This is a genomic window from Mycobacterium sp. KBS0706 (assembly GCF_005938675.2).
In the GTDB taxonomy this organism is placed as follows: Bacteria; Pseudomonadota; Alphaproteobacteria; order DSM-16000; family Inquilinaceae; genus Inquilinus.
This window is the reverse complement of sequence record NZ_VCCH02000289.1, coordinates 1-1,084: the sequence shown is the minus strand read 5'-3', so window position 1 is coordinate 1,084 and position 1,084 is coordinate 1. Positions and strand designations below refer to the sequence as shown.

Below are 1,084 nucleotides of genomic sequence, written 5' to 3'. Positions count from 1 at the left end.
TCTGGTCGGCGCCCGGATTCTGGGGCTGTGGGTCGACAGCGACTTCAAGGGACAGGGCCGGTTCGGCCTGTCGCGCGGCGTCAGCGACAGCGCCACGATCGTCGATGGCCTCGTCGGGGTCCGCGCCAGCGTCGAGCTTGGCGACGGCTTCTCGCTGCTCGGCTATGCCGACATCGGCGCCGGCAACTCCGACCTCACCTGGCAGGTGCTGGGCGCCGTCGAATACAGCTTCAGCAATTCGGTCTCGGGCGCCCTCGGCTACCGCTACCTCGGCTACGACTTCGGCGGCCACGCGCCGCTCGACGACCTGGCGCTCTACGGGCCGATCCTCGGCGTCACCTTCCGGTTTTAACCGCGGCCGCGCGGCCGCAATGCATTGGCTGCTTCGATGATCTCAATTGCATCCGTTCCGATCGCACAGACAGGCCCTGAGGGCGCCGACATGGTCTGGATCGCCGGCGGCCGTTTCCAGATGGGATCCGATCGTCACTACCCCGAGGAAGCGCCGGTGCACGGCGTTCGGGTCGACGGCTTCTGGATGGACCGGACACCGGTCACCAACCGGCAGTTCCGCGCCTTTGTCGAGGCGACCGGCTACGTGACCTTCGCCGAGATCCCGCCGGATCCGAAGGACTATCCAGGCGCAAAGCCCGAGATGCTGAGGGCGGCCTCGCTTGTCTTCGCCCCGCCGCCGCGCCCCGTCGATTTGCGCAACTGTTCGCAATGGTGGGACTTCCGAGGCGGCGCGGATTGGCGCCACCCTTATGGGCCCGGCAGCGGTATCGAAGGGCTCGACGACCACCCGGTGGTGCATGTGGCCTACCAGGACGTCGTCGCCTATGCGGCCTGGGCCGGCAAGGACCTCCCCACCGAGGCCGAATGGGAGTTCGCGGCCCGGGGCGGCCTGGACGGCGCGGAGTTCGCCTGGGGCGACGAATTCACCCCCGGTGGCCGCCACGTGGCGAACACCTGGCAGGGCGCGTTTCCCCACGAGAATTTGGGGGCCGACGGCTACCCCCGGACGTCGCCGGTTGAGGCGTTCCCGGCGAACGGCTACGGCCTGCACGACATGATCGGCAATGTC

2 protein-coding genes are annotated in these 1,084 nt (G+C 68.5%); both read left to right on the top strand.

The window, feature by feature from the left end; translation table 11 throughout:
- The coding region (locus FFK22_RS43660) for a hypothetical protein (protein ID WP_221939310.1) at positions 1-352 on the top strand (352 nt) is incomplete at its 5' end.
- A gap of 90 nt (positions 353-442) precedes the next feature.
- On the top strand, positions 443-1,084 hold a 642-nt coding region (locus FFK22_RS41870; RefSeq protein ID WP_143957009.1), incomplete at its 3' end, for a formylglycine-generating enzyme family protein.